Source organism: Streptomyces sp. SLBN-31, from assembly GCF_006715395.1.
Taxonomy (GTDB): domain Bacteria; phylum Actinomycetota; class Actinomycetes; order Streptomycetales; family Streptomycetaceae; genus Streptomyces.
The window spans coordinates 3,767,396-3,789,762 of record NZ_VFNC01000002.1; the positions used below are offsets into that span (position 1 = coordinate 3,767,396).

Here is a 22,367-nt window from a genome sequence, read left to right on the forward strand (position 1 = left end):
AACGGCCATCGTATGCGAGGACTCGGCCAAGCCGGGAGGCCTGCTGTGACGACGACCGCCCAGCACTGTGCACACCGCTTCAAATCTTGTTCAAAGCGGCCGACGGACGGGTTCAAAGAGGACAACGGACGGGCCCCGCGGATGGTGCCGGATCAGGCCACGGAATTGCGCGAATTGTGATCACCCGCTCACGCACGGCAAAAGGATGGCGTCCGCGCGCGGCCTCCGCGCAGAATCGGCCGATGGAACCCGTGACGCTCACGACCGCCCGTCTCCTTCTGCGCAGAGTCGGCCCGCAGGACACCGACGCGGTGTGCGCCGCCGTCCAGGACGCCGAAATCCAGCGCTGGACGATGGTCCCCTCGCCCTATCTCCCGGAACACGCGCGGACTTTCACCGAGGAGATCGCCCCCAAGGGCTGGGAGAACGGTTCGTTGCTCACCTTCGGTCTGTTCCTCGCCGAAGGGGAGGAGCTGGTGGGCATGCTGGACCTCGCCATGCGGTCTCTCAGCACCGCCGAGATCGGGTTCTGGGGTACGAAGGAACACCGCGGAAACGGTTATGTGACCGAGGCCGTCGTCGAGGTCTGCCGCTGGGCCTTCACCCAGCTGTCCGTCGACCGTGTGGAATGGCGCGCCGAGGTCGGCAACCACCCCTCGCGCGCGGTGGCGGAACGCGCGGGCTTCGTCATGGAGGGCGTCCTGCGCGCCGCGATCATCCACGGCGGCGTGCGCCGCGACGCGTGGGTGGGCGGTCTGCTGCCGTCGGACCTGGGACTGCCGTCGACGGCGCCCTACCTGCCGGCCCAGGTGTCGTCGACCTAGTTCCAGGGCTTGTCGTCCGGATCGGCTCGGCGTCGCGGGCCCTGGCCCGCGCCCGCGGGCGGTCGTGCCGCCGGGCCGTTGTCACGGCGAACGTCCAGCTCGGCGCCCATTGTCAGTGCCGCCCCCTATCGTGCCGACCATGACGACCCCGCGTCCCACCACCGACCTCTCGGCGGACGAGGCCCGCCGCATCGCCCTCCGCACCCAGGGCTTCCTGGGCGCCCCCGACCGCAAGGGCGGTGTCCGCGGTGTCCTGCGCCATCTCGGCGCGGTCCAGCTGGACACGATCTCGGTCCTGGCCCGCTCCCACGAGCTCGTCCCGTACGCCCGCCTGGGCGCGGTCGGCCGCAAGGCGGTGGAGGACGCCTACTGGAACACCGCCGCGTCCGGAGAGCCCCACGCCTTCGAGTACTGGTCCCACGCGGCGTGCATCCTCCCGGTCGAGGAATGGCCCCACTTCGCGTTCCGCCGACGTGCCTACCGGGCCCGCCCGCACTGGAACCACGATCTGCCGGACGGCGCCTACGACCAGGTCATCAAGCAGCTGCGCGCCGAAGGTCCGCTCACGGCCACGGAGTTGGGCGGGGCCAAGCGCACGAGCGAGTGGTGGGACTGGTCCGGCGCGAAGGTGGCCGTCGAGCGCGCCCTGATGTACGGCGAGGTGGTGTGCGTACAGCGCCGCGGCTGGAAGCGGGTGTACGACCTGGCCGAGCGCGCGATCCCGGACACCCTGCTGCACGACGAGCTGGACGACGCGGAGTGCCTGCGCCGGCTCGTCCGGCTGGCCGGCCAGTCCCTGGGCGTCGGCACGCGCGCGGACATCGCCGACTACCACCGTCTCAAGGGCGAGCAGTTCGACGCGGTGATCGCCGACTCGGGCCTGGTGCCGGTCACGGTCGAGGGCTGGGGCAAGCCGGCCTGGGCGGACCCCGCCGCCCTGGAGACAGCTCCGCGCGGCCGCCACCGCACCACGCTGCTGTCCCCGTTCGACTCCCTCGTCTGGGAACGGGCGCGCACGGAGCGGATCTTCGGCTTCACCCACCGCCTGGAGGCCTACGTCCCCAAACCCAAGCGCGTGTACGGCTACTTCGCGATGCCGGTGCTGGCCGGCGGCCGTCTCGTCGGCCGGGTGGATCCGGCCCGCGAGGGCGCGACACTGGTCGCCAAGCAGGTCACCCTGGACGGCCCGAAGGCGGTACCGGCCGTCGCGGAGGCCCTGGTCGAGGCCGCGAGCTGGGTGAACTGCACGAGCGTGCGCGTGGAGCGGGTCGACGCCCCCGAGCTGCAGGCCCCCCTCGGCAAGGAGGTGACGCGGGCCCTGGCGACGGCCATGCGCTGACCGCGCCTACCGCCCGTCAGCGGATCTCGAGGATCTTCTCCCGCATCGCGTAGACCACCGCTTCCATCCTGGAGTGCAGCTGCAGCTTCTCCAGGATGTTGCGCACATGGTTCTTCACGGTGTTCTCGGAGATGAACAACTCCTTGGCGATGTCCCGGTTGTTCATCCCCGTGGCGACGAGCTTGAGGACCTCCAGCTCACGATCGGTCAGCCGCGGCGCCGGCACCAGCCGGCGCTCGTCGGTCCGCTGGATCATCGACTTGAACTCGGTGAGGAGTTTCGACGCCATCGACGGACTGATCTGCGACTGCCCGTCCGCGACGGCGCGGATGGCCGTGGCCACCTCGTCGGTGGAGATCTCCTTCAGCAGGTAGCCGGTCGCGCCCGCCTTGATCGCGTCGTAGAGGTCCGCCTCCTCGTCGCTGATCGTCAGCATGATGATCTTGGCGCTGGGTGCGACCTCCTTGATGGAGGTGCACGCCTCGATCCCGCCCCGCTTGGGCATCCGCACGTCCATCAGGACGATGTCGGGCAGCAGGTCGGCGGCCTTGTCGACGGCCTCGGCGCCGTCCCCGGCCTCCCCCACGACCTGGATGTCCTCCTCGGCCGCGAGCACGATCTCCAGGCCACGGCGGAAGAGGGCGTGGTCGTCCACGACAAGGACTCTGATCGGTTCCTTGCGTGGGGAGCCCGCATCCGGGCCCATGCCGACGACGCCGCCGTCGGCATCCTCGTCACGCATCGGTCCGAAGCTGTCCGCCATCGTTCCTCCCCCTGAAGGCTGTGGCCTGTGGTGCTGTGCCAACGCCAACCCAAGGCAACGGCCCACCGGTTGGGCCGTTGCGGCCATGATTCCATGCCCGGCCGACAACGCGGTGACAGAGCGGGGCGCGAAGTGGTCGCACACCGGTGCCCCTGGGGGCGCACAGGCGCTCCAGGGGCACCGGATCGACTGTCGGACGCGTTGGTCAGCCGCCCAGCGTGCCACCGGGCGCGGGAGAGTGCGCCTGGGCGACCATCGGGTCCGTGCTGAGGTGGATGACGCCGTAGTCGTAGGCGTGCCGTCGGTAGACGACACTCGGTTCCTTCGTCTCGGAGTCGACGAAGAGATAGAAGTCGTGTCCGACCAGCTCCATCTCGTAGAGAGCCTGGTCGAGGGTCATCGGGGAGGCGACGTGCGTCTTCTCGCGGACGATGAGGGGGCCTTCGCCCTTCACCTCCAGCGAACCGATCTTCTTCGTGGGTACGCCGTCCGGCTCTTCCTCGTGAACGGCCTGGCCGTTGCCGTTGAGGGTCGCCGCGCCCGGAACGTGGTCGGGGACCTCGGCAGCCGAGATCCTGCGCGCACCACGGCGCGAGAACCGCTTGTCGTGCTGCTTGCGCAGCCGGGCGTCCAGCTTCTCCGCCGCCAGGTCGAGCGCCGCGTACGGATCGCTTGCCGCTGCCTCCGCCCGGATCACCGGCCCGCGGGAGCGGAGCGTGATCTCCACTCGGTCACAGCGGTCGGCCTGTCGGGGGTTGGGCTCCTTGGACACCTCGACGTCGAGGCTGATCACCTTGCCATCGAGCTTCTGGATCTTCTCCAGCTTCAGCTTCTCGGCCACGTGCTTCCGGAACCGCTCGGGCACCTCGGTCTTGCGGCCCTTGACGACGATGTCCACGCAGAACTCCGTTCCCGGATCGCTCCGCCTCGCTGCGGAGCATCTCCCTTTTGCACCAGGTTCCGGTGCTCCGGAACCTCGGACTCGGTGACTTTCCACCTCCTCCCCCGCGGACAAGATCTCCACTCCACCGCCACGGGTGATAGTTGAGAACCCGCAGGACGGCATTCGTCCATGAGAGGTGTGGCCTGCGCCTTTCTCTCACAACCGAACATATCTCGCCCGGACGGATGTCGTCACCCTCTACTGCGGCGTACCTCCGTTCAGGTGAATTGACCCTCTCATTACCTGCAACGATGCAAGTCAGCGGTCAGTTCCGGTTTATTTCGAAGGAATCCGGAGGCGCGGCGACCACGGCCGCGTGGATGACGTCGTCCGCGTCGGCCGTGCCCGCCTTTCCCGGCACGCCGGGCATCCGTCCGGCTTCCCGCTCCGCCGGTCCGGCCTCCCGTTCCCCTCTGACTTCCCGAGTCACGGCCGTATACACGGCCGTTGTCGCTCCGCCGTACGAAATCGGCCCCGCCGCCCGCACGGCCCGCGCCGCCTCCGCCAAGGAGGCACCGGTCGTCATGAGGTCGTCGACGAGCACCACCCGGCCCTCGCGCAGCAGCCGCGCGCCACCGGGCGCCACGGCGAGCGCGCCCGCCAGATTCCGCAAGCGCTGGCGGGAGTTGAGCCCGGCCTGGTCGGCCACGGCACGCCGCTGCCGCAGCACCGCGACCACGCGGGCGGGCAGCCCGTCGCGCCGCAACTCCCCCGCCGCGGCCAGCGCGATCCTCCTGGCCGGATCATGTCCCCGCGCCCGCACCGCCGCCCGGGCGGACGGCACCGGGACGAGCAGCACCGCAGTACCCGCGTCGGCGTCCCCCACCTGTCGCAGCCCCGCCCGCACGGCCTCCGCCAGGGCCGCGCCCAGCGGTGCCGCCAGGGCCAGGGCGCCCCGTTCCTTGTGGGCCAGCAGCACGGCCCGTACCTCGTCCGCGTACCGGGCGGCCGCGTGCACCACGGGCATCCCGTCCGGCTCCGGAACCGGTCGTACCCGGCTCGGCCCGGGCCCGCTCAGCGCGGCACGGCACTCCGGGCAGAGCACCGTGCGAGACCTCCCGCAGCCTCCGCACTCGGCCGGCAGCACCAGGTCGGTGAGGTCCTGCCACCACCCCCGCATGCCGTCCACTGTGCCAACGCCCGGGCTCGCCCGCCAGCCCTGTGGACAACTCCCTGTGGACAACGCACCGCCGCCTGCCCGCCCGGCGCGGCGGCGGCCGTTTCAGCCCGGGTAGACGGGCGCCGACCCGTCCGTGACCAGCTTCTGCCACTGCCCGCCGGAGGGCAGCCGCACGATCCCGTCCTCGGAGTACGCCACCAGCGGCAGCCCGTCGTCGGACTCGGCCGCGGTGATCTCCTTTACGCCGGTGAGGGCCGCGGGCGCGGGTCCCTCCGGTGTGGAGCCGTCGACCTGGACGTACCGCATGGTCTGCACCCCGCCGTGCTCGCGCCCGACCACCACTAGCCGGCTGTCGCCGGCCCACGACATGGCCGTCACGTCCTCCAACTCCGGTGCAGCGGGCCGCGGTTCGAGCACCGAGACCGTGGGCTTGCCGCCCTCCGTGCCCCGCTCGATCCGCCCGATCATCAACGACTTCTTGGTGCCCTTGGCCACGACCAGCGCGACCCGCACCCCGTCGGCGGCCACCCGGACGTCCTCGATCAGGCCGTCCACCTCGGGCGTCTTCACCTCCAGCGGCTCGCCACCGCCGTGCTGGAGCACCAGCAGCCGCGCGTTGTCGGGATCGCGGTCGGCCACCCAGAGGTCGCCCTGCGCGTCCCAGCTCGGCGCGGTCAGCCGGTCGTCGCTCGTGGGGCCGTGGCTCGTCAGCACGGGGTTGCCGAGCGGATCGTCCGACACCAGCGACGCGACGTACAGCCGGCTGCCGTCGGCGCCGACCACCGCCGCGGTCCGCTCGTCGCGCGAGACGGCGACCGACCGCAGTTCCTTGTCGTTCTCGCCCAGCGGTCCGGGCACGGGCACCGGCTCGGCCTTCGGGCCCCGGCTGCCCGCGGCGATCCGGACCAGGCGGCTCTTGTTCTCGACGAAGTACAGGTAGCCGGGCGTCTGCGCCGAGCCCCGCACGGCGAAGTCACCGCTCTGGTCCTCGCCGAGCGAGCACAGCCGCCTGCTGCCGGAGCGCAGGGCCACGGTGTCCACCGCGGGGGCGAAATTCTGCACCGTGAAGAGGAGCTGGGCCGCCATCTCGTTGCACCGGGCCGGCCCGACCCGGGCCGCGTTCTCGTTCAGCGGCACGGTCAGCGTGTTCTGGTCGTCCGGCGCCAGCGAGGTGACGCCCTTCTGCAGCGCCGATCCGGTGGGGAAACTCGTCCGCACGACCTGGTCGAGCCAGTGCGTGGGGCCGGTGAGCAGCGAACGCACCATCTGCGTCATGGGGTCCACCCGCCGGCGTACGAACACCGGGTCCGCCACGGCCGTCGGGTGCGCCGCCCCAGCGGCGGCGTCGACGGCGAAGAAGTACTTGTTGACGGACATGAAGTTGCGCTGGAAGTCCGACTTCCCCATGACGACGCCCTGCGGCAGCCGGTCGATGCGCCACTGCTGGGTCTTCTTGTCCCGCACGAGGTGCACCAGCGACGCGTAGGGCCCGCTGTCCGGCGAGTACGACTGCTGCGTGTCCACCCTGGCGACCCGGGTGCCGTTCAGCGTGTACGACACCTCGTCGGAGTCGTCCCTGGCGTCCGAGCGGCGGTTGGGGTCGGTGCCCGGCCCGTCCGCGAGGACCGTGATCGACAGCTCCGGCTGCCAGGTCCGCGACGCCGTACCGGTCAGATACTGCCGCGCCGTCGAATAGTTCGGATCGTCGCTGGTCAGCGCCTCGAGGAAGCCCGACACGATCTCCTGGGGCTGCGCGTTCTCCTGCGGCGGCATGGCGAACACCCGCACCTGAGTGTCCTGCTGCGGCGTCGAGTCGACCCCGCGCAGATCCCCGCTGTCGGGCATCGACGCGCACCCGGCCAGCATGACGACGCCGAGGGCGCCGTACGCCATCGCGCGCAGCGGTCTGCGCCGGGCGCCCCCCTCGCGGTCAGCGCCCACGGAATGCCTCCCCCTGGTTCTTCGAGTCCTCCGGCCCGGAGTCCGGGCGGCTGGGGGCCTCATTCCGCGCCCCCTCCCCGGGGGGCGTGTCGTCCTGCTGTCGTCGTGCGCCCGAGGCGGGCCGCGACACCACGCGCGCGCCGTTGCCCGGCAACGCCGTGGGGTCGGCCGTGGCGGTCACGCCGTTCCGCCTCGGGGTTATCGCCGTTATCTGGTCTGCCGCGGCCTGTACGGGCACGGTGGCGGCCTTCTCGGCCCCTCCACGCGGCAGACCGGCGTCGTCGAGTCCGCGGTTGCGGCGCGAGTCCTTCGGCTCCAGCGGTATCGGCGAGCCCCGCAGCGGCTCGTCCGCCGTCCGCGGCAGCGTCAGCCGGAACTGCGACCCGCCGCCCGGCTCGCCCCACGCCTGCAGCCAGCCGCCGTGCAGCCGCGCGTCCTCCAGGGCGATCGACAGCCCCAGGCCCGTACCGCCGGTGGTACGCGCGCGTGCCGGGTCCGCCCGCCAGAAGCGGCTGAACACGCGCGTGGCCTCGCCCGGCTTGAGTCCGACGCCGTAGTCGCGCACCGCGACGGCGACCGCCCCGCCCGCCGCGGCGAGCTTGACGACGACGTCCTTGCCCTCGCCGTGCTCCACGGCGTTGACGACGAGGTTGCGCAGCACCCGCTCCACCCGGCGGGCGTCCGCCTCGGCGACGACGGGCTGCTGGTCGCCGACGACCCGTATCGTCGTCCCCTTGCGCTCGGCGAGCGGCTCGGCCCCGCTGACGACCCTGCGCACGACCTCCCGCAGGTCTATCGGCTCCGCCTCCAGGGCAGCCGCGCCGGCGTCGAACCGGCTGATCTCCAGCAGATCGGCGAGCAGCGACTCGAACCGGTCCAGCTGGTCGGCGAGCAGTTCCGCCGACCGCGCGGTCACCGGATCGAAGTCCTCGCGCGCCTCGTGGATGACGTCCGCGGCCATCCGTACGGTCGTCAGCGGTGTCCGCAGCTCGTGCGACACGTCGGACACGAACCGCCGCTGCATCCGCGACAGATCCTCCAGCTGCTGGATCTTCAGCTGCAGGTTCTGCGCCATCTTGTTGAAGGCCTCGCCCAGCCGTGCGATGTCGTCCTCGCCGGTGACCTTCATACGCTCCTGCAGCCGCCCCGCGGACAGCCTTTCGGCGATACCGGCGGCCATCCGCACTGGTGTGACGACCTGCCGCACGACGAGCCACGCGATGGCCCCGAGGAGCACCACGACGAACAGTCCTGCGGTCGCGAGGGTGCCCTTGACCAGGCTGAGCGACTTCTCCTCCTGCGTGAGCGGGAAGAGATAGTAGAGCTGGTACGGGTCGCCGTTCGGGTCGTTGACCTGCTTGCCGATGACCAGCGCCGGCTGGGACTCCTTGTTGTTGTTGTAGACGATGCGGGTATAGCTCTGGGCGGCCGTCGGGTTGTCGTTGATCCGCGCGCGCAGGTCCTCGGGCACGCTGGCGGAGGGGTCGACGTAGCCGGAGGCCCGCGGCCCGCGGCCGCCGCCGCTGTCGTCCCCGGCGGGCAGCGTCACCACTTCGAAGGCGCCCTGTCCACCGCTGGACAGCGACGACACAAGGCCGCTCATCCACGGGATGACGCTCTGCGAGGGACGGCCGTCGGCTGTGGTGCCGTCGTCGCCGGTGCCCGCCGCGGCCTCGTCGGCCGTCTGTTTGGCCACCGCGAATCCGCCGGTGGCCTGGCTCTGCGAGGCCTTCACCTTGGCGTCCAGCAGCCCGTTGCGGACCTGTCCGATCACGACGAAGCCGAGCAGCAGCACCACGCCCAGCGACATCAGCAGGGTGGTGGCCACGACCTTGAGCTGGATGTTGCGCCGCCACAGCCGCATGACGGGCAGCAGCGGCCGCCGCACCCAGCGCATGAACAGCCGCAGCACGGGGCTGCCCTGGACGCCGCCCTGCAGCAGCCCGCCCTCCAGCAGGCGCCGCCAACGGGAGCCCGCGGTCTTCCGGCCGACAGGCCGCCCCGCGCGGGCCCCTGCCGGCCCGGTCGCCGAAGCGGCACTGTCACCGGTCATGTCAGCTCGGTCCTGCCTTGTACCCCACGCCACGGACGGTCACCACGATCTCCGGCCGCTCCGGGTCCTTCTCGACCTTGGAACGCAGCCGCTGCACGTGAACATTCACAAGCCGGGTGTCAGCGGCGTGCCGGTATCCCCACACCTGCTCGAGCAGCACCTCGCGGGTGAACACCTGCCAGGGCTTGCGGGCCAGCGCGACCAGCAGGTCGAACTCCAGCGGCGTCAGCGCGATCGACTGCCCGTCCCGCTTCACGGAGTGACCGGCCACGTCGATCACCAGATCGCCGATGGCCAACTGCTCCGGCGCCGGCTCCTCGGACCTCCTGAGCCGCGCCCGGATCCGGGCCACGAGCTCCTTCGGCTTGAACGGCTTGACGATGTAGTCGTCAGCCCCCGACTCCAGCCCGACCACCACGTCGACGGTGTCGCTCTTGGCCGTGAGCATCACGATCGGCACACCCGACTCGGCCCTGATCAGACGGCACACCTCGATGCCGTCCCGCCCGGGCAGCATGAGGTCGAGCAGCACCAGATCGGGCTTGCTCTCCCGGAACGCGGCCAGCGCCTTGTCGCCGTCGGCTACGAAAGACGGCTCAAAACCTTCACCACGCAGCACGATGCCGAGCATCTCGGCAAGTGCGGTGTCGTCGTCGACGACAAGGACTCGTCCCTTCATAAACGACATCATCCCATTCTCATAACGGTGGCGAAGGTGCAGGTGAGCAGCGTCACTGGCCCGTGACGATAGTCGTATCCGGGCGTCACTGTCTGCCCCTGTCCTGTGACGTCGACATCAGCGACGTATGTCGCTACCCAGAGTAGGCGGAGGCAGCGACACCACTACGCCGACGCCATCGGGACAGAGCCTCCGTTCCGGCGAAGGCCTCGCCACGCCATGAGCTACATCGACGCCGGGCGGGACCTCGCACACAGTCCTGCGAGGGCCTCGGCGGTCACGGGAGAGACGGCGCCCTCTTCCGTGACGATCGCGGTGACCAGCTCGGGCGGCGTGACGTCGAACGCGGGGTTGTAGGCCTGGGTCCCCAGCGGAGCCACCGGAATCCCGCCGCCCGCCTCCGAGCCCATCACCGGCACCTGGGGCGCTGTGAGCTCGGTCACCTCATGTCCGGGACGCTGCTCCACCTCGATGGACGCCCCGTCGGGAGTGTCCAGGTCGATCGTCGTCGTCGGTGCCACCACGAGGAACGGCACATGGTGGTACCGCGCGAGCACCGCGAGCGGGTAGCTCCCCACCTTGTTGGCCACCGAGCCGTCGGCCGCGATGCGGTCGGCCCCGATCAGCACCGCGTCCACCTCACCGGCCGCGAACAGCGAGCCCGCCGCGTTGTCCGTGAGCAAGGTGTACGCCATCCCGTTGCGCGCCGCCTCATAGGCCGTCAGGCGAGCGCCCTGCAGCAACGGACGGGTCTCGTCGACCCAGAGCCGCCGCAACTGGCCCGTGCGGTGCGCCGCGAGTGCCACGGCGAACGCCGTCCCCTCCCCGCCCGACACCAGCGCACCGGTGTTGCAGTGGGTGAGGATCCGGTATCCGCCGCCGGGCAGCAGCTCGTCGAGCAGCGCCAGCCCGCGCTCGGCCATCCGCGCGCTGGCCTCGGCGTCCTCCTCGTGCAGTGCTCGCGCCGCGGTCAGCGCCGCCGCCGCGGCCTGCTCGGGATCGCCGCTCCTGGCGTACTCCGCCCGGTGGGCGGCCTGCGCCCTGCGCACCCCGACGGCGAGGTTCACCGCGGTCGGCCGGGCTCCCGCCAACGCGGTCGCGGCCTCGTCCACGTCGAAGCCACGCACGGCGGCGAGCGCGACGCCGTACGCCCCCGCGATGCCGAGCAACGGCGCCCCGCGCACGGCGAGCGACCGGATCGCCTCCACCAGCGCGGACGCGTCCGTACAGACCAGCTCGACCTCCTCGGCCGGCAGCCTTGTCTGGTCGAGAAGCACCACCACGGGGCCCTCGGGTGGCTCCTCCCAACGGATCGCCGGGGTCTCGGTCGGTTTGCTGTCCTCGCCGTATTGCGCGTACTGATCAGCCATGCCGTCAGTCTGCCCCTTTTTCCGCAGACAATTGAAGGTGCGCAGCCCGTACCGCGCCCGGTACCGGGGCGACCACCCCATGGCACGATGGCTGCCAACCTGCCGCCGCGACCGCGGACGGGCACCGTGAAGGAGCGACGATGAAAGACACTCCGGGCTGGGCCTCGCCCGGATCTGCCCCGTCCGACGGACAGGAACCCGGCGCCTCCGGCCCTGCCGAGCCCCACGACCGACCCGGCACGACGGACTCCGCCGGCCAGCCGGGCGCCGACGCGCAGGACCAGGGCGTGAAGTGGTCCAAGGAGCAGCCTCCCGCGGGCCAGTGGTCCGCGCCCACCGGACCCGCGAGCCCGGGCCAGACCCCGCCGCCCCCACCGCCCGGCCCCGGCTGGGGCGGCCGGCCTCCCGGCGGCAACGGCGGCCCGGGCGGTCCCGGCGGCCAGGGGGGTTACGGCGGCTACGGCTCCCCCGGTGGCTGGAGCGGCGGCTGGGGCGGCGCCTGGGGCGGCCCTCCCCCTGCGGCCAAGCCCGGTGTGATCCCGCTCCGTCCGCTCGGCGTGGGCGAGATCCTCGATGGCGCGGTCTCCACCATGCGCACCTACTGGCGCACGGTCCTCGGCATCTCGCTGACCGTCGCCGTCGTCACCCAGATCGCCGTCATCCTCCTGCAGGGCTTCGCCCTCAACGACAACGCCACCGCGGACACCCTGAGCGATCCGAGCGCCAGCCTCAGCGAGGTCACCCGCGCCATGGGCGACACCATGGCGAACACCGCCGTGGTCTTCCTGATCTCCCTGATCGGCACGATCACGGCGACCGCCCTGCTCACCACGGTCACCAGCCGGGCCGTGCTCGGCAAGCCCGTCGCCATCGGCGAGGCCTGGCGCGACGCCCGCCCGCAGGTGCTCAAGCTGTTCGGCCTGATCTTCCTGCTGCTGCTCATCACGTTCGGCATCGTCTTCGGCGGCACACTGCCCGGCATCCTCGTCGCCCTCTCCGGCTCGAATACCGCCGGCGCCGCGCTGGCCGTCCTGGGCGGTCTCGGCGCGGGCGTCGTCGCCCTGTGGCTGATGATCCGCTTCTCGCTCGCCTCCCCCGCGCTGATGCTGGAGAAGCAGAGCATCACCAAGTCGATGGGCCGCTCGGTGAAGCTGGTCCGCGGCTCCTGGTGGCGAATCTTCGGCATCCAGCTGCTCGCCACGGTCATCGCGAACATCGTCGCCTCGATCGTGGTCATCCCCTTCACCTTCATCGGCGCGGCCGTCGGCGGCGACGGCATCGTCGGCTTCCTCAACAGCGGGGGCCACGTCGGCTGGACGTTCCTGATCATCAGCGGGATCGGCTCGGTGATCGGCTCCATGATCACGTTCCCGATCACGGCCGGTGTCACCGTGCTGCTCTACATCGACCAGCGCATCCGCCGCGAGGCCCTCGACCTCGACCTGGCCCGAGCCGCCGGCGTCCAGGGGTACGGCGCCGGCACCGGCTCGGGGAGCTGATGCGGTGAGTCCTACGGGGGGAGTTCTCACCATGGCGCCGGCACTGTCACGCGCCGCCGGATCGGCCGTACGAGCCCTGGTGCGCGCCGGCGACACCTCTCTGCTGTCGTCGGCGCGCTCCGGCGACGAGCCACCGGTGACGATCCCGCGCGACCCCGCGCGGGAAGCGGCCCGGCGCGAGCTGTCCAAGCGCATGTACCACGAGAACGACCCCAGCCTGTTCCAGCGCGCCCTCAACGCCTTCTGGGACTGGATCGAAAAACTCTTCGGCTCGGCCGCAGCCGCGACCCCCGGAGGCGCGCTCGGCCTGGTGGTCGTCGTCGTGGCGGTCCTCCTGGTACTGGGCGCGCTGTGGTGGCGCCTGGGCACCCCGGGCCGCCAACCCACCTCCTCCGCCGCCCTGTTCGACGACCGCCCCCGCAGCGCCGCCGAACACCGTGCTGCCGCCGAGGCGCACGCCGCCCAGGGCCACTGGAACCAGGCCGTCCAGGAACGCATGCGGGCCATCGTCCGCTCCCTCGAGGAACGCGCACTCCTCGACGTCCGCCCCGGCCGCACCGCCGACGAGGCCGCCGCCGGGGCGGGCCGCGCCCTGCCGTCCCACACGGACCGACTGCGCACGGCCGCCCGGGACTTCGACGACGTCACGTACGGTGGCCGCAGGGCGAGCGAGATGTCGTACAGCCGCATCGCCGAACTCGACCGCGACCTCGAACGCGCCAAGCCGCACCTCGCGAACAGCACCCCCGGCACGGCGCACAACACCCGCCAGGGAGAGGACGGATGACCGCCGAGGCCACCACGCTCCCCTCCACCTCGGTCTCGCCCACCGCCCGCCAGGTGTGGACCCGCGCGCGAGGCATCGCCCTCGCCGTGATCCTCGTCCTGGCCGCGGCCGTCGTCATCGCCGTGGTCCGCTCCGACGTGCGGCACGGCGAACTCGACCCGCGCTCGGTCGACCCCTACGGCAGCCGCGCGGTCGCCGAGATCCTCGCCGACCACGGGGTCACCACGCGCGTGGTCACCACCCTGGCCGAGGCGCGCGCCGCGGCCTCCCCGAACACCACGCTCCTGATCGCCGTCCCGGACCGGCTGACGCCACGTCAACAGACCGCGCTGCACGCCGCGATCGCCGACTCCGGCGGTCGCACTGTGCTGGTCGCCCCCGGCAGCTCCTCCGTCGAGAAACTCGTCCCCGGCGTGACGGCGGACCCCGCCACGAGCTTCGACTCCACACTCGCCCCCCGCTGCGGTCTGCCCGCGGCCCAGCGCGCCGGCCGCGCCGACACCGGCGGCATCCGCTACACCACCACCCACCTCGAAGCCGCCAAGTGCTACCCCAGCGAGCGCCTGGCCACCCTGCTGCGCATCCCGCAGAACCCCGGAGACGGCGACACCATCGTCCTCGGCGCGCCCGACATCCTCCTGAACGACCGTCTCGACGAGCAGGGCAACGCCTCGCTCGCCCTGCAACTCCTCGGCTCCCGCCCCCATCTGGTCTGGTACCTCCCCTCGCTCTCCGACTCCTCGGCCACCGACGGCGGCGAGAAGAGCTTCCTGGACCTGCTCCCCTCCGGCTGGCTCTGGGGCACCCTGCAGCTCTTCATCGCCGCAGCTCTCGCCGCCCTCTGGCGGGCACGCCGATTCGGCCCCCTCGTGCCCGAGAAACTGCCCGTGGCGATCCGCGCCTCCGAAACCGTCGAAGGTCGCGCCCGCCTCTACCGCAAGGCCAACGCCCGCGATCGCGCGGCCGCCGCTCTTCGCTCCACCACCCGCACCCGCCTCGCCCCCCTCGTAGGCGTCCCCGTCTCCCAGGCGCACGCGCCCGAGACCCTGCTCCCCGCCCTGTCCGCCCACCTCCGCGGCGACGGACAGTCCCTGCGCTCCCTGCTCTTCGGCCCGCCGCCCAGCGACGACACGGCCCTCATCGCCCTCGCCGACCAACTCGACGCCCTCGAAAGAGAGGTACGCCGTCCATGATGGACCCGACCACTGACAACGCCGGGATCACCGGGGACCCGGGCCGGGCCCGAGCCTCCCTGGAGGCCCTGCGCGCCGAGATCGCCAAAGCCGTGGTCGGCCAGGACCCCGCCGTGACCGGCCTCGTCGTCGCCCTCCTCTGCCGTGGACATGTGCTACTGGAAGGAGTCCCCGGGGTCGCCAAAACGTTGCTCGTGCGCGCCCTCGCATCCGCACTCGAACTCGACACCAAGCGTGTCCAGTTCACCCCCGACCTCATGCCGAGCGACGTGACGGGCTCCCTCGTCTACGACACCCGCACCGCCGAGTTCTCCTTCCAGCCCGGCCCGGTCTTCACCAACCTCCTTCTCGCCGACGAGATCAACCGCACCCCGCCCAAGACCCAGTCCTCCCTCCTGGAGGCCATGGAGGAACGCCAGGTCACGGTCGACGGCACCCCCCGCCTGCTCCCGGACCCGTTCCTGGTCGCCGCGACCCAGAACCCGGTCGAGTACGAGGGCACCTACCCCCTCCCCGAGGCCCAGCTGGACCGTTTCCTCCTCAAGCTGACGATCCCGCTGCCCTCCCGCCAGGACGAGATCGACGTCCTCACCCGTCACGCCGAGGGTTTCAACCCGCGCGACCTGCGCGCCGCCGGCGTACGCCCCGTCGCTGGTCCCGCCGACCTCGAGGCGGCCCGCGCGGCCGTCGCCAAGACGACGATCTCCCCGGAGATCACCGCCTACGTGGTGGACATCTGCCGCGCCACCCGCGAGTCCCCGTCCCTCACCCTGGGCGTCTCCCCGCGCGGCGCGACAGCCCTCCTGGCCACCTCACGCGCCTGGGCATGGCTGACAGGCCGCGACTACGTCATCCCCGACGACGTCAAGGCACTCGCCCTCCCGACCCTCCGCCATCGCGTGCAACTCCGCCCGGAGGCCGAGATGGAGGGCGTGACGGCCGACTCCGTCATCAACGCGATCCTCGCCCACGTCCCCGTCCCCCGCTGATGGCCCTCACCGGACGCACCGCACTCCTCGCGGCACTCGGCTCCGTACCTGTCGGCATCTGGGACCCCGGCTGGGCCGGCATCCTCGCCGTGAACGCCCCGCTGGCGGTGGCCTGCGCCTGCGACTTCGCCCTGGCAGCGCCGGTACGACGACTCGGCCTGACCCGCTCCGGCGACACCAACGTGCGCCTGGGCGAGACCGCCGACGTCACCCTCACGGTCACCAACCCGTCCCGTCGCGTGCTCCGGGCACGCCTGCGCGACGCCTGGCCGCCCAGCAGCTGGCAGCCCGGTACCGAGGTCGATGCATCCCGCCACCGTCTGACGGTCCCCGCGGGCGAACGCCGCCGCGTCACCACGCGCCTGCGCCCGACCCGCCGCGGCAACCGCCAGGCCGACCGCGTGACGATCCGCTCCTACGGCCCCCTCGGCCTGTTCACCCGCCAGGGCACCCACAAAGTCCCCTGGACGGTCCGCGTCCTACCGCCCTTCACCAGCCGCAAGCACCTTCCGTCCAAGCTGGCCCGCCTACGCGAACTGGACGGCCGCACCAGCGTGCTCATCCGCGGCGAAGGAACGGAATTCGACAGCCTCCGCGAGTACGTCCCCGGCGACGACACTCGCTCCATCGACTGGCGCGCGACAGCCCGCCAGTCCACCGTCGCCGTACGCACCTGGCGCCCGGAGCGCGACCGCCACATCCTCCTGGTCCTCGACACCGGCCGCACCGCGGCAGGCCGCGTGGGCGACGCCCCGCGCCTCGACGCCTCCATGGACGCGGCCCTGCTCCTGGCAGCCCTCGCATCCCGCGCCGGCGACCGCGTGGACCTACTGGCATACGACCGCCGAGTCCGGGCCATCGTCCAAGGCCGCACGGTCCGTGACGTCCTCCCCTCCCTGGTGAACGCCATGGCCACGCTCGAACCCGAGCTGGTCGAACTGGACGCTCGCGGCCTGACAGCCACAGCCCTCCGTACGGCCCCTCGCCGCTCCCTGATCGTCCTGCTGACCAGTCTCGACGCGGCCCCCGTGGAAGAGGGGCTGCTCCCCGTCCTGTCCCAACTCACCCAGCGGCACACGGTCCTGGTGGCATCCGTGGGCGACCCGCACATCGCACGCATGGCGACAGCCCGGGGAAACACGGACGCGGTCTACGAGGCCGCGGCCGCCGCCCAGGCCCAGAGCGAACGTCACCGCACGGCGGAACAACTCCGCCGACATGGCGTCACCGTCGTCGATGAGACACCCGACGAACTGGCGCCGGCGCTGGCGGACGCGTACCTGGCCCTCAAGACCGCAGGCCGTTTGTAGCTCAAGGGGTTCTCCGACATGGAGCACCCCTTGAGGAGCGGACTTGACTACCCCGGAACGCAGAAAACCCCCGGACCGGTATCCCCGGCCGGGGGTTTTCTCAAAATTTGTTCGGCGGCGTCCTACTCTCCCACAGGGTCCCCCCTGCAGTACCATCGGCGCTGTAAGGCTTAGCTTCCGGGTTCGGAATGTAACCGGGCGTTTCCCTCACGCTATAACCACCGAAACACTATGAAGTTAGACCGGAAAAAACACGGTCGTTGCCTCAGAACTAACACAGTGGACGCGAGCAACTGAGGACAAGCCCTCGGCCTATTAGTACCGGTCACCTCCACACGTTACCGTGCTTCCAGATCCGGCCTATCAACCCAGTCGTCTACTGGGAGCCTTACCCCATCAAGTGGGTGGGAGTCCTCATCTCGAAGCAGGCTTCCCGCTTAGATGCTTTCAGCGGTTATCCCTCCCGAACGTAGCCAACCAGCCATGCCCTTGGCAGAACAACTGGCACACCAGAGGTTCGTCCGTCCCGGTCCTCTCGTACTAGGGACAGCCCTTCTCAAGACTCCTACGCGCACAGCGGATAGGGACCGAACTGTCTCACGACGTTCTAAACCCAGCTCGCGTACCGCTTTAATGGGCGAACAGCCCAACCCTTGGGACCGACTCCAGCCCCAGGATGCGACGAGCCGACATCGAGGTGCCAAACCATCCCGTCGATATGGACTCTTGGGGAAGATCAGCCTGTTATCCCCGGGGTACCTTTTATCCGTTGAGCGACGGCGCTTCCACAAGCCACCGCCGGATCACTAGTCCCGACTTTCGTCCCTGCTCGACCCGTCGGTCTCACAGTCAAGCTCCCTTGTGCACTTACACTCAACACCTGATTGCCAACCAGGCTGAGGGAACCTTTGGGCGCCTCCGTTACTCTTTAGGAGGCAACCGCCCCAGTTAAACTACCCATCAGACACTGTCCCTGATCCGGATCACGGACCCAGGTTAGACATCCAGCACGACCAGACTGGTATTTCAACGACGACTCCCCCTGAACTGGCGTCCAGAGTTCACAGTCTCCCAGCTATCCTACACAAGCCGAACCGAACACCAATATCAAACTGTAGTAAAGGTCCCGGGGTCTTTCCGTCCTGCTGCGCGAAACGAGCATCTTTACTCGTAGTGCAATTTCACCGGGCCTATGGTTGAGACAGTCGAGAAGTCGTTACGCCATTCGTGCAGGTCGGAACTTACCCGACAAGGAATTTCGCTACCTTAGGATGGTTATAGTTACCACCGCCGTTTACTGGCGCTTAAGTTCTCAGCTTCGCCACACCGAAATGTGACTAACCGGTCCCCTTAACGTTCCAGCACCGGGCAGGCGTCAGTCCGTATACATCGCCTTACGGCTTCGCACGGACCTGTGTTTTTAGTAAACAGTCGCTTCTCGCTGGTCTCTGCGGCCACCCCCAGCTCGAGGAGCAAGTCCTCTCACCAAGCGTGGCCCCCCTTCTCCCGAAGTTACGGGGGCATTTTGCCGAGTTCCTTAACCATAGTTCACCCGAACGCCTCGGTATTCTCTACCTGACCACCTGAGTCGGTTTAGGGTACGGGCCGCCATGAAACTCGCTAGAGGCTTTTCTCGACAGCATAGGATCATCCACTTCACCACAATCGGCTCGGCATCAGGTCTCAGACACATGAGCGGCGGATTTGCCTACCACTCGTCCTACACCCTTACCCCGGGACAACCACCGCCCGGGATGGACTACCTTCCTGCGTCACCCCATCACTCACCTACTACCAGCTCGGGTCACCGGCTCCACCACTCCGACCTCGTCCGAAGACTCAGCCGGCGGCTTCACGGGCTTAGCATCACTGGATTCAATGTTTGACGCTTCACAGCGGGTACCGGAATATCAACCGGTTATCCATCGACTACGCCTGTCGGCCTCGCCTTAGGTCCCGACTTACCCTGGGCAGATCAGCTTGACCCAGGAACCCTTAGTCAATCGGCGCACACGTTTCCCACGTGTGAATCGCTACTCATGCCTGCATTCTCACTCGTCAACCGTCCACAACTCGCTTACGCGGCTGCTTCACCCGGCAGACGACGCTCCCCTACCCATCACAGCGGGCGTTGGCCCTCATGCTGCAATGACACGACTTCGGCGGTACGCTTGAGCCCCGCTACATTGTCGGCGCGGAATCACTAGACCAGTGAGCTATTACGCACTCTTTCAAGGGTGGCTGCTTCTAAGCCAACCTCCTGGTTGTCTCTGCGACTCCACATCCTTTCCCACTTAGCGTACGCTTAGGGGCCTTAGTCGATGCTCTGGGCTGTTTCCCTCTCGACCATGGAGCTTATCCCCCACAGTCTCACTGCCGCGCTCTCACTTACCGGCATTCGGAGTTTGGCTAAGGTCAGTAACCCGGTAGGGCCCATCGCCTATCCAGTGCTCTACCTCCGGCAAGAAACACACGACGCTGCACCTAAATGCATTTCGGGGAGAACCAGCTATCACGGAGTTTGATTGGCCTTTCACCCCTAACCACAGGTCATCCCCCAGGTTTTCAACCCTGGTGGGTTCGGTCCTCCACGAAGTCTTACCTCCGCTTCAACCTGCCCATGGCTAGATCACTCCGCTTCGGGTCTTGAGCGTGCTACTAAAATCGCCCTATTCGGACTCGCTTTCGCTACGGCTTCCCCACCCGGGTTAACCTCGCAACACACCGCAAACTCGCAGGCTCATTCTTCAAAAGGCACGCAGTCACGAGAATGAAGACAAGTCTTCATTCCGACGCTCCCACGGCTTGTAGGCACACGGTTTCAGGTACTATTTCACTCCGCTCCCGCGGTACTTTTCACCATTCCCTCACGGTACTATCCGCTATCGGTCACCAGGGAATATTTAGGCTTAGCGGGTGGTCCCGCCAGATTCACACGGGATTTCTCGGGCCCCGTGCTACTTGGGTGTCTCTCAAACGAGCCGCTGACGTTTCGACTACGGGGGTCTTACCCTCTACGCCGGACCTTTCGCATGTCCTTCGCCTACATCAACGGTTTCTGACTCGTCCTGTTGCCGGCAGACAACAGAAGAGAGATCCCACAACCCCGCATGCGCAACCCCTGCCGGGTCTCACACGCATACGGTTTGGCCTCATCCGGTTTCGCTCGCCACTACTCCCGGAATCACGGTTGTTTTCTCTTCCTGCGGGTACTGAGATGTTTCACTTCCCCGCGTTCCCTCCACTTGCCCTATGTGTTCAGGCAAGGGTGACAGCCCATGACGACTGCCGGGTTTCCCCATTCGGACACCCCCGGATCAAAGCCTGGTTGACGACTCCCCGGGGCCTATCGTGGCCTCCCACGTCCTTCATCGGTTCCTGGTGCCAAGGCATCCACCGTGCGCCCTTAAAAACTTGGCCACAGATGCTCGCGTCCACTGTGCAGTTCTCAAACAACGACCAGCCACCCATCACCCCGAGCTTCCACTCGAGTTCACTGGGGCCGGCGACTGAGGAAAACCATTCCCTCAGACACCCAACAGCGTGCCCGGCCGGCAACCGTCCGGAGATCATGCGTTCCACGCTCTTGCGAGCAGTACTAGCAGCCTCCGACCCAGAAACCCGGCCGAGTAGTCAACGTTCCACCCATGAGCAACCAGTGCGGGACGTTCGCCCGCATGCTGGCCTCTGACCGAGCGAGCCCGGTAAGAAGTGCTCCTTAGAAAGGAGGTGATCCAGCCGCACCTTCCGGTACGGCTACCTTGTTACGACTTCGTCCCAATCGCCAGTCCCACCTTCGACAGCTCCCTCCCACAAGGGGTTGGGCCACCGGCTTCGGGTGTTACCGACTTTCGTGACGTGACGGGCGGTGTGTACAAGGCCCGGGAACGTATTCACCGCAGCAATGCTGATCTGCGATTACTAGCGACTCCGACTTCATGGGGTCGAGTTGCAGACCCCAATCCGAACTGAGACCGGCTTTTTGAGATTCGCTCCACCTCACGGTATCGCAGCTCATTGTACCGGCCATTGTAGCACGTGTGCAGCCCAAGACATAAGGGGCATGATGACTTGACGTCGTCCCCACCTTCCTCCGAGTTGACCCCGGCGGTCTCCTGTGAGTCCCCATCACCCCGAAGGGCATGCTGGCAACACAGAACAAGGGTTGCGCTCGTTGCGGGACTTAACCCAACATCTCACGACACGAGCTGACGACAGCCATGCACCACCTGTACACCGACCACAAGGGGGGCACTATCTCTAATGCTTTCCGGTGTATGTCAAGCCTTGGTAAGGTTCTTCGCGTTGCGTCGAATTAAGCCACATGCTCCGCCGCTTGTGCGGGCCCCCGTCAATTCCTTTGAGTTTTAGCCTTGCGGCCGTACTCCCCAGGCGGGGAACTTAATGCGTTAGCTGCGGCACCGACGACGTGGAATGTCGCCAACACCTAGTTCCCACCGTTTACGGCGTGGACTACCAGGGTATCTAATCCTGTTCGCTCCCCACGCTTTCGCTCCTCAGCGTCAGTAATGGCCCAGAGATCCGCCTTCGCCACCGGTGTTCCTCCTGATATCTGCGCATTTCACCGCTACACCAGGAATTCCGATCTCCCCTACCACACTCTAGCTAGCCCGTATCGACTGCAGACCCGAGGTTAAGCCTCGGGCTTTCACAATCGACGTGACAAGCCGCCTACGAGCTCTTTACGCCCAATAATTCCGGACAACGCTTGCGCCCTACGTATTACCGCGGCTGCTGGCACGTAGTTAGCCGGCGCTTCTTCTGCAGGTACCGTCACTTTCGCTTCTTCCCTGCTGAAAGAGGTTTACAACCCGAAGGCCGTCATCCCTCACGCGGCGTCGCTGCATCAGGCTTTCGCCCATTGTGCAATATTCCCCACTGCTGCCTCCCGTAGGAGTCTGGGCCGTGTCTCAGTCCCAGTGTGGCCGGTCGCCCTCTCAGGCCGGCTACCCGTCGTCGCCTTGGTGAGCCATTACCTCACCAACAAGCTGATAGGCCGCGGGCTCATCCTTCACCGCCGGAGCTTTTAACCCTCACAGATGCCCGCGAGAGTGTTATCCGGTATTAGACCCCGTTTCCAGGGCTTGTCCCAGAGTGAAGGGCAGATTGCCCACGTGTTACTCACCCGTTCGCCACTAATCCCCACCGAAGTGGTTCATCGTTCGACTTGCATGTGTTAAGCACGCCGCCAGCGTTCGTCCTGAGCCAGGATCAAACTCTCCGTGAATGTTTTCCCGTAATCGGGATGAACACCACGAGAGCGGAACAGTCAGGCGGAATGAGCCCGACCGTTCACAGCGTCCTCGCTGTGTTTTCTTCAAAGGAACCTCGCCACCAGGAAATCCCGGTGTCGGGGTATCAACATATCTGGCGTTGACTTTTGGCACGCTGTTGAGTTCTCAAGGAACGGTCGCTTCCTTTGTACTCACCCTCTCGGGCTTTCCTCCGGGCGCTTCCCTTCGGTCTTGCGTTTCCGACTCTATCAGATCTTTTTCCGATCCGATTTCCTCGGTGCTTTCCAGGTTCCCGCTTTTGT

At 68.2% G+C, this 22,367-nt stretch carries 14 protein-coding genes and 3 rRNA genes; 7 read left to right on the forward strand and 10 right to left on the reverse strand.

Annotated elements, in window-relative coordinates; genetic code table 11:
- Positions 1-242 precede the first annotated feature (242 nt).
- Together FBY22_RS37025 and FBY22_RS37030 are read left to right on the forward strand one after the other, a co-directional pair.
- Complete coding sequence (locus FBY22_RS37025; protein WP_142152321.1) at positions 243-824, forward strand: GNAT family N-acetyltransferase; 582 nt, start codon at positions 243-245, stop codon at positions 822-824.
- Positions 825-963: 139 nt separating this feature from the next.
- Entirely contained in the window at positions 964-2,163 is a 1,200-nt protein-coding gene (locus tag FBY22_RS37030) for a winged helix-turn-helix domain-containing protein (protein WP_142152322.1), read from the forward strand.
- Between the two features lie 16 nt (positions 2,164-2,179).
- Here the strand turns inward: FBY22_RS37030 and FBY22_RS37035 are convergent, their stop codons facing one another.
- From FBY22_RS37035 to mtnA, 7 genes are all read right to left on the reverse strand, one after another.
- Positions 2,180-2,926, reverse strand: coding sequence for a response regulator transcription factor (locus tag FBY22_RS37035; RefSeq protein WP_030943352.1), 747 nt, complete (start codon positions 2,924-2,926; stop codon positions 2,180-2,182).
- Positions 2,927-3,131: 205 nt separating this feature from the next.
- Positions 3,132-3,824, reverse strand: a complete 693-nt coding sequence (hpf, locus tag FBY22_RS37040; RefSeq protein WP_142152323.1) for a ribosome hibernation-promoting factor, HPF/YfiA family — start codon at positions 3,822-3,824, stop codon at positions 3,132-3,134.
- 310 nt (positions 3,825-4,134) lie between these two features.
- The gene (locus tag FBY22_RS37045; protein WP_142152324.1) at positions 4,135-4,989 is read right to left on the reverse strand and encodes a ComF family protein; all 855 of its coding nucleotides are present in this window, start codon (positions 4,987-4,989) and stop codon (positions 4,135-4,137) included.
- 102 nt (positions 4,990-5,091) lie between these two features.
- Complete coding sequence (locus FBY22_RS37050) at positions 5,092-6,930, reverse strand: LpqB family beta-propeller domain-containing protein (protein WP_142152325.1); 1,839 nt, start codon at positions 6,928-6,930, stop codon at positions 5,092-5,094.
- Positions 6,920-8,983, reverse strand: a complete 2,064-nt coding sequence (gene mtrB, locus FBY22_RS37055; RefSeq protein ID WP_142152326.1) for an MtrAB system histidine kinase MtrB — start codon at positions 8,981-8,983, stop codon at positions 6,920-6,922. Before mtrB ends, FBY22_RS37050 begins: the two co-directional genes overlap by 11 nt.
- A gap of 1 nt (position 8,984) precedes the next feature.
- Positions 8,985-9,674 carry a two-component system response regulator MtrA gene (gene mtrA / locus FBY22_RS37060; RefSeq protein WP_187284748.1) on the reverse strand — a complete coding sequence of 230 codons (690 nt, stop codon included), beginning with the start codon at positions 9,672-9,674 and terminating at the stop codon, positions 8,985-8,987.
- A gap of 212 nt (positions 9,675-9,886) precedes the next feature.
- Entirely contained in the window at positions 9,887-11,032 is a 1,146-nt protein-coding gene (mtnA, locus tag FBY22_RS37065; RefSeq protein WP_142152327.1) for an S-methyl-5-thioribose-1-phosphate isomerase, read from the reverse strand.
- A gap of 140 nt (positions 11,033-11,172) precedes the next feature.
- Between mtnA and FBY22_RS37070 the strand changes: the two genes are divergently transcribed.
- The 5 genes from FBY22_RS37070 to FBY22_RS37090 are packed head-to-tail and all read left to right on the forward strand — an operon-like array spanning position 11,173 to position 16,810.
- A complete protein-coding gene (locus tag FBY22_RS37070; RefSeq protein WP_142152328.1) occupies positions 11,173-12,531 on the forward strand; it encodes a hypothetical protein in 1,359 nt (452 codons plus the stop codon).
- Between the two features lie 31 nt (positions 12,532-12,562).
- Positions 12,563-13,318, forward strand: coding sequence for a DUF4129 domain-containing protein (locus FBY22_RS37075; RefSeq protein WP_142152329.1), 756 nt, complete (start codon positions 12,563-12,565; stop codon positions 13,316-13,318).
- The gene (locus FBY22_RS37080; protein WP_142152330.1) at positions 13,315-14,511 is read left to right on the forward strand and encodes a DUF4350 domain-containing protein; all 1,197 of its coding nucleotides are present in this window, start codon (positions 13,315-13,317) and stop codon (positions 14,509-14,511) included. Before FBY22_RS37075 ends, FBY22_RS37080 begins: the two co-directional genes overlap by 4 nt.
- Positions 14,511-15,500 (forward strand): MoxR family ATPase, encoded by a 990-nt coding sequence (locus FBY22_RS37085; protein WP_142152647.1) that lies wholly within the window; start codon positions 14,511-14,513, stop codon positions 15,498-15,500. The genes FBY22_RS37080 and FBY22_RS37085 overlap by 1 nt, the downstream gene beginning before the upstream one ends.
- Positions 15,500-16,810, forward strand: a complete 1,311-nt coding sequence (locus tag FBY22_RS37090) for a DUF58 domain-containing protein (protein ID WP_142152331.1) — start codon at positions 15,500-15,502, stop codon at positions 16,808-16,810. The genes FBY22_RS37085 and FBY22_RS37090 overlap by 1 nt, the downstream gene beginning before the upstream one ends.
- Before the next feature lie 109 nt (positions 16,811-16,919).
- On the opposite strand, the gene rrf is transcribed toward FBY22_RS37090, so the two are convergent.
- The 3 genes from rrf to FBY22_RS37105 all read right to left on the reverse strand — a co-directional run bounded on the left by rrf (position 16,920) and on the right by FBY22_RS37105 (position 22,058).
- A 5S ribosomal RNA gene (gene rrf / locus FBY22_RS37095) occupies positions 16,920-17,036 on the reverse strand.
- A 69-nt stretch (positions 17,037-17,105) separates the two neighbouring features.
- Positions 17,106-20,230 (reverse strand): 23S ribosomal RNA (locus FBY22_RS37100).
- 302 nt (positions 20,231-20,532) lie between these two features.
- Positions 20,533-22,058 (reverse strand): 16S ribosomal RNA (locus FBY22_RS37105).
- The 16S, 23S and 5S rRNA genes sit together here, the layout of an rRNA operon.
- Positions 22,059-22,367 lie beyond the last annotated feature (309 nt).

Excerpts from the sequence above, each read along its gene's own strand:
- FBY22_RS37025 (WP_142152321.1), top strand. The coding sequence starts at position 243 with ATGGAACCCGTGACGCTCACGACCGCCCGTCTCCTTCTGCGCAGAGTC.
- FBY22_RS37030 (WP_142152322.1), top strand. The coding sequence starts at position 964 with ATGACGACCCCGCGTCCCACCACCGACCTCTCGGCGGACGAGGCCCGC.
- FBY22_RS37035 (WP_030943352.1), bottom strand. The coding sequence starts at position 2,926 with ATGGCGGACAGCTTCGGACCGATGCGTGACGAGGATGCCGACGGCGGC.
- FBY22_RS37045 (WP_142152324.1), bottom strand. The coding sequence starts at position 4,989 with ATGCGGGGGTGGTGGCAGGACCTCACCGACCTGGTGCTGCCGGCCGAG.
- mtrB (WP_142152326.1), bottom strand. The coding sequence starts at position 8,983 with ATGACCGGTGACAGTGCCGCTTCGGCGACCGGGCCGGCAGGGGCCCGC.
- mtrA (WP_187284748.1), bottom strand. The coding sequence starts at position 9,674 with ATGATGTCGTTTATGAAGGGACGAGTCCTTGTCGTCGACGACGACACC.
- mtnA (WP_142152327.1), bottom strand. The coding sequence starts at position 11,032 with ATGGCTGATCAGTACGCGCAATACGGCGAGGACAGCAAACCGACCGAG.
- FBY22_RS37070 (WP_142152328.1), top strand. The coding sequence starts at position 11,173 with ATGAAAGACACTCCGGGCTGGGCCTCGCCCGGATCTGCCCCGTCCGAC.
- FBY22_RS37075 (WP_142152329.1), top strand. The coding sequence starts at position 12,563 with ATGGCGCCGGCACTGTCACGCGCCGCCGGATCGGCCGTACGAGCCCTG.
- FBY22_RS37080 (WP_142152330.1), top strand. The coding sequence starts at position 13,315 with ATGACCGCCGAGGCCACCACGCTCCCCTCCACCTCGGTCTCGCCCACC.
- FBY22_RS37085 (WP_142152647.1), top strand. The coding sequence starts at position 14,511 with ATGGACCCGACCACTGACAACGCCGGGATCACCGGGGACCCGGGCCGG.
- FBY22_RS37090 (WP_142152331.1), top strand. The coding sequence starts at position 15,500 with ATGGCCCTCACCGGACGCACCGCACTCCTCGCGGCACTCGGCTCCGTA.